Here is a 5,375-nt window from a genome sequence, read left to right on the forward strand (position 1 = left end):
ACACGTCCCCTTTTTACTGGATCAAGCCGCCTGCGGGCTTAACTGACTGGCATTGTCCTCAGGGGCGGCTTTTTTTTAGGCTCTGTCACCTATTCGTGTTGATGAAATTCTGTCGACGAGCCGCGAGCCAAGCGCTGGCGTGGGTTTCAGGCGAAGACGCCGAATCTCATCTGGCAGAGGACACCAACACGTTCAGGTGACAGAGCCTTTTTTAACCAAAACAATCATTTAAATCATTTTTAACATAGAATTCACCATCACTTTTCCTCTCATGAGAGGTCATCTATGCACATCATCTCTTTTCTATCCCGCTGGATCGCCCGGATCACAGCCCTTACCTTGGTCACCGCCCCCGCATGGGCCTTGCAACCCCCTGCAGGCGAAGTCATCCTGACGATATCGGGAAAAATTGGTGAAACCAACCGGGACAACGTCGCGGTTTTTGACCTGGAGATGCTGCAAAAGCTTCCCCAACAAACTTTTGTCACGAAAACCCCGTGGGACAAAAAGCCAACCAAGTTCACCGGCCCACTGCTGCGTGACGTTCTGGCGGCAGTGAAGTCCAGCGGAAAAACACTGACAGCATTGGCACTGAATGACTATAAAACGACCATTCCTGCCGAAGATGCGAACCTGTTCGACGTCATCGTGGCTCACAAGATCGACGATATGGCGATTTCAGTGCGCACCAAGGGCCCGCTTTTCATCATCTATCCTTTCGATTCCAAGCCTGAACTGAAGGCGTCGAAATACTATGGCCGCTCCGCCTGGCAGCTCAAGTCCATCAAAGTCGAATAAAAGTTTCATGCCTGCCCGTCGCAACAACCGGCGCTACCTCTTATGGCTGGCGCTAGGCACCACATTCATGGCGGCGGCCATGGCGGTGCTTTTGGCGCTGCAGGTAACGCAACAGCGATCAATTCGCAAAAGCAGTGATCTGCGAAGTGACTCCATCACTGCGCTCGCATTCCAGCTAGAACGGGAGTTTTTACGTCTTAGGCAGGCCCTGGAACTTCATGCACAAAGCGAAGTGCCTAAGCCCTTGAACGAGCTTCGCTTGCGCAGCGATATCTTCGCTAGCCGTTTTCAGGTGATGCATGACACGCCCAGCACCACGGCCCTCCATGAGCAACGCGCGTACATGGAGACCATGCCGCGGCTCGAAGCGCTGGTGACTCGGACAGATCAGTTGCTGGGCAGCGACAAGGCACCCAGCCAAAAAGAATTTCAGCAACTGGTCGAAGAGTTCAACGGACTCGGCCCCGACGTGCAGGAGTTGACCATGGCCGCCAATCGCCATGTCTCCTCCTTGCTGGAGGAGCAGGAGTCCACCATGTTGACGCAAAGCGGTCACATCATGGTGTTGATCGTGGCTCAATTGGTCATCCTGCTGCTAGCTGCGGCAGCCTTAGCATGGCGCCAATACCGGCAGGAAAAAGAACGCCAGGCTCTGCAACGACTAACCGAAAGTCTGCAGGCAGCCAATGCAGCAGCAGAGGAGGCGAACAGGGGCAAGAGCCAGTTTCTGGCAAACATGAGTCATGAGTTGCGCACGCCCTTCAACGGCGTTCTGGGCATGCTCACTTTGCTGGAGAGAACTCGCCTGGATTCCAGCCAAAGGGAATACGTTTACACGGCCCGCCATTCGGCAGATCACCTGCTGTCGCTTCTCAACGATATTTTGGACGTTTCGGCGATGGAGGCGGGAAAGATGAGCATTCATCCCGTTCCGGTTCACTTGCCACCCCTGCTGGAAGGAATTGAGAAGCTGATGCGGCCGCTCGCCCAGCAAAAAGGCTTGGGGTTCGCTATGGAATTAACGAACGACCTGCCCTCGTGGGTGGAAGCAGATGGAACGCGGCTCCGGCAGATATTTTTGAATCTGGTCACCAACGCGATCAAGTTCAGCGATGCAGGCACCGTCGCCGTCAAGGTAGGCAGGGATGAAAAAGCCGGGCCAGACCAACCTAACATCTACCCTCTGCGCCTGGACGTGGTGGATGAGGGAATTGGTATGGATCACGCAACCCTGACAAAGCTTTTTGAACGTTTCGCCCAAGGAGATGCAAGTACATCCCGGCGCTTTGGGGGTACAGGGCTCGGGTTGGAAATATCGCGCAACCTCGCGCGAAGAATGGGTGGAGACATCAAGGCGCACAGCGTTTTGGGTCAAGGCAGCACCTTCACGGTGACGTTACCTCTGGCATTGGCAGCGCCTCCGAAACTGCCCGTTTCACTCGGCCAGCCCCCCCACTCCGGCGGCGTCCTCGGCTGAGCTGGCTGGGCTGGATATCCTGGTGGTGGATGATCAAATGGTCAATCGCAAATACATGGGTGCACTGCTATCCAGCATGGGGCACGTGCCCCGATTCGCAGAAAACGGCGAACAAGCTGTCGCTGAGGTTCAGAAAAAACCACCTCAGTTGGTGTTCATGGATTTGCACATGCCCGTCATGGATGGGTTTGAGGCGACCCGAACACTGCGTCAATGGCCCCAATACAAGACCTTGCCCATCGTGGCATTGACCGCCGATGTCTTTGCACAAACCCGTGAGAAAGCCACTGAAGCAGGCATGACGACGTTCATCGCTAAGCCGGTGAGCGTAGACACCATTCAATCGCTGCTGTCAGAAATGTTTGCTGCACCAGCAACAGATAGCACCGTCCCAGCCTCTTCAGCGCCCACCATCAAAGAAACAACGAGCAGCACGGCGCCTCTGACATCGCAGCAGCAGGCAACCGCCCCGCCACAAGCCAAACGCACTGCGCGCAGGCGCTTCAAATCCGGGGATGTCACTTCGCACATTGACATGGCGATGGTGGGTGAAGTTTGCGTGGGAGTGACGGTGCAAGGCTACCGCTCACTGCTGCAGGGCTACTTCAGCGACGAGTCCGGTAGTCTGGATGCCTTGCTACAAGCCATGGCAGAAGGCCCTCAGGAGACATTGCAAGCAGCAGCCCACGGGTTCAAGGGCGCATCATCCAACCTTGGGTTTTCAAAGTTGGCGGCGCTGGCGTTTCACCTGGAAAAAGGGGAATACCCACCGGAAGGCAGCACACATGAGCAACTGCTAGATGCATGGGAGATGACCCATGCACTGTGCTTGCGAATGGGACTGACCGACGTAGAGGCCGTGCAGGAAAGGCACCGCAAGCTTCCCAAAGATGCCAGCACAAACGCAGGCTAGACCACGACGGGCTCAGGCTCCAAACGAATGCCGAAACGCTCGTACACGCTGGTCTGGATGGCCTTCGCCAGCGTCATAACCTCGCCTCCTGTCACGCTGTCCTGCGGCGTACCTCGATTGACGAGCACCAGCGCCTGTTTTTCATAGACACCTGCCTTGCCGATGGTCTTGCCGCGCCAGCCGCAGGCATCGATCAGCCACCCTGCCGCCAGTTTGACCGAGCCATCGGGCATGGGGTAGTGAACAATTCGAGGCTCTCGGGCAATGATGTCAGAGCATTGCTCAGGGGTCACCGTGGGGTTCTTGAAGAAACTCCCGGCGTTTCCCAACACCGCAGGGTCAGGCAGTTTCGCACGGCGGATTTCACACACCCAATCGAAAATTTCTTGCGCCGCGGGGGACTCGATACCAGCCTCGGCACGTCGACGTTCCAGGTCCAGATATCCCAACTCGGGCTTCCACGGCCGAGGCAAACGAAAGCGCACATGGGTGATGACCGCTCGGCCCGCCAAGCCCAAGGGCTGCACGCCTTCCCGCTCAATGGGCGTGACAGGCGCGCCATGCTTGAAGACTGAGTCACGGTATCCAAAAGCGCATTGCTCTGCAGTGAGGGTGAACACCTGGCCGGTGGCCATATCTACCGCATCCAGCGACTCGAATCGGTCTTGCAGCTCCACGCCATAGGCGCCGATGTTTTGCACTGGCGATGCGCCCACCGTTCCGGGAATCAGCGCCATGTTTTCCAGACCTGGGTAACCCTGGCGCAGCGTCCAAGCCACGCAGTCGTGCCAGGCCTCTCCGGCCCCAGCCTCGACAATCCAGGCTTTGGAGGTTTCCTCGACCAGACGAAAACCCTTGATCTCCATCTTGAGCACGGTGGGCTTGACATCGCCCGTCAGCACAATGTTGCTGCCGCCTCCCAACACAAAGAATGGAGCTTGGCTCAGCGCTGGATCGCTACGCGCCTGCAACAGATCTGCCACCTCGCGAATGCGAACCAGATTCAACGCACGGGCTGCGATACCGAAGGTGTTCCAAGGCTGTAAAGGGACGTTTTTCTCGACTACCATTGCCACGATTGTCGCATTGGGCCCTGCCCTGGCGATCTTCCCGTATTGCTTAGCCCGTGAGAGCCCGTTATGCCATCCTTTGACACCGTTTGTGAAGCCAACCTCGTAGAAGTAAAAAACGCCGTGGAAAACACCGTCAAGGAAATCTCCACACGCTTTGACTTCAAAGGCACCGCTGCCAGCATTGAGATCAAGGACAAGGAAATCACCCTGATCGGTGATGCCGAGTTCCAGCTCACACAAATTGAAGACGTGCTGCGCAATAAACTCACCAAGCGCAACGTGGACGTGCGCTTCCTTGACAAGGGCGACGTTCAGAAGATGGGTGGCGACAAGGTCAAGCAGGTCATCAAGGTGCGCAACGGCATCGAGAGCGAATTGGCCAAAAAGATTCAGAAACTGCTCAAAGAGAGCAAACTCAAAGTTCAAGGCGCCATTCAAGAGGACAAGGTGCGTGTGACCGGGGCCAAGCGCGACGACTTGCAAGCCGCCATGGCCTTGATCCGCAAAGACGTGGCGGATGTTCCGCTGTCTTTCGACAACTTCCGCGATTGATTCGCCGTTCTGGGAGTGCTGGCAGAGCCTCACTGTCTGGAGATTGAAACGTGCTGTACCACGCCCGCCTGTACGCCTTAGCGCTGCTGCTGACCGCACTGAGTACCGGACTGGCTCAGGCACAGACGGCCGTTGCACTGGCGGGCATTCTTGGAAGCAAGGCACTGTTGGTGGTCAATGGCAGTGCACCGCGTGGTATTGCCGTGGGCGAAACCCACCAAGGCGTGCGAGTGATCTCCGTCGAGAAAGAGCAGGCCCTGGTCGAAGTAGACGGGGCTCGACGCTCCATACGGCTGGGTGAGGCACCAGTGAGCGTGGGTAGCCGGACTGGAGGTCGGCGGGTTGTCTTGATGGCGGACGCGCGCGGCCATTTCATCAACACCGGCATGATCAACGGCACGCGCATGCAATACATGGTGGACACCGGGGCTTCCACCGTCGCCATTGGCAAGGCCGATGCCGACCGCATGGGGCTGCAATATACAAAAGGCCAACCGGTGCAAATGAACACCGCCAATGGCGTAGCCCAGGGTTGGCTGATTCGACTGGACTCGGTCAGGAT

6 protein-coding genes are annotated in these 5,375 nt (G+C 56.9%); 5 read left to right on the plus strand and 1 reads right to left on the minus strand.

Translation table 11 applies throughout. The features are described from left to right. Positions 1 to 285 precede the first annotated feature (285 nt). The 3 genes from AADJ04_RS17460 to AADJ04_RS17470 are packed head-to-tail and all read left to right on the plus strand — an operon-like array spanning position 286 to position 3,188. Complete coding sequence (locus AADJ04_RS17460) at positions 286 to 798, plus strand: hypothetical protein (RefSeq protein WP_066695622.1); 513 nt, start codon at positions 286 to 288, stop codon at positions 796 to 798. A 7-nt stretch (positions 799 to 805) separates the two neighbouring features. Continuing rightward, positions 806 to 2,275, plus strand: a complete 1,470-nt coding sequence (locus AADJ04_RS17465; RefSeq protein WP_341240389.1) for an ATP-binding protein — start codon at positions 806 to 808, stop codon at positions 2,273 to 2,275. Positions 2,276 to 2,300: 25 nt separating this feature from the next. Next, positions 2,301 to 3,188: a response regulator gene (locus AADJ04_RS17470; RefSeq protein ID WP_341240390.1), complete on the plus strand. Its 888-nt coding sequence runs from the start codon at positions 2,301 to 2,303 to the stop codon at positions 3,186 to 3,188. On the opposite strand, the gene murB is transcribed toward AADJ04_RS17470, so the two are convergent. Continuing rightward, positions 3,185 to 4,258, minus strand: coding sequence for a UDP-N-acetylmuramate dehydrogenase (gene murB / locus AADJ04_RS17475; RefSeq protein ID WP_341240392.1), 1,074 nt, complete (start codon positions 4,256 to 4,258; stop codon positions 3,185 to 3,187). The two genes, AADJ04_RS17470 and murB, sit on opposite strands and share 4 nt — an antisense overlap. Positions 4,259 to 4,327: 69 nt before the next feature. On the opposite strand from murB, the gene AADJ04_RS17480 reads away from it, so the two are divergent. Together AADJ04_RS17480 and AADJ04_RS17485 are read left to right on the plus strand one after the other, a co-directional pair. Continuing rightward, positions 4,328 to 4,813 (plus strand): YajQ family cyclic di-GMP-binding protein, encoded by a 486-nt coding sequence (locus AADJ04_RS17480; protein WP_044395451.1) that lies wholly within the window; start codon positions 4,328 to 4,330, stop codon positions 4,811 to 4,813. A gap of 53 nt (positions 4,814 to 4,866) precedes the next feature. Then, a partial coding sequence (locus tag AADJ04_RS17485; RefSeq protein ID WP_341240391.1) for a TIGR02281 family clan AA aspartic protease occupies positions 4,867 to 5,375 on the plus strand: 509 nt, incomplete at its 3' end.

The sequence above is a fragment of the uncultured Acidovorax sp. genome (assembly GCF_964021665.1).
GTDB lineage: Bacteria > Pseudomonadota > Gammaproteobacteria > Burkholderiales > Burkholderiaceae_C > Acidovorax > Acidovorax temperans.

What these genes read in the sequence shown, in the direction of transcription:
- AADJ04_RS17460 (WP_066695622.1), top strand. Translation starts at nt 286, where the DNA reads ATGCACATCATCTCTTTTCTATCCCGCTGGATCGCCCGGATCACAGCC.
- AADJ04_RS17465 (WP_341240389.1), top strand. Translation starts at nt 806, where the DNA reads ATGCCTGCCCGTCGCAACAACCGGCGCTACCTCTTATGGCTGGCGCTA.
- murB (WP_341240392.1), bottom strand. Translation starts at nt 4,258, where the DNA reads ATGGTAGTCGAGAAAAACGTCCCTTTACAGCCTTGGAACACCTTCGGT.
- AADJ04_RS17480 (WP_044395451.1), top strand. Translation starts at nt 4,328, where the DNA reads ATGCCATCCTTTGACACCGTTTGTGAAGCCAACCTCGTAGAAGTAAAA.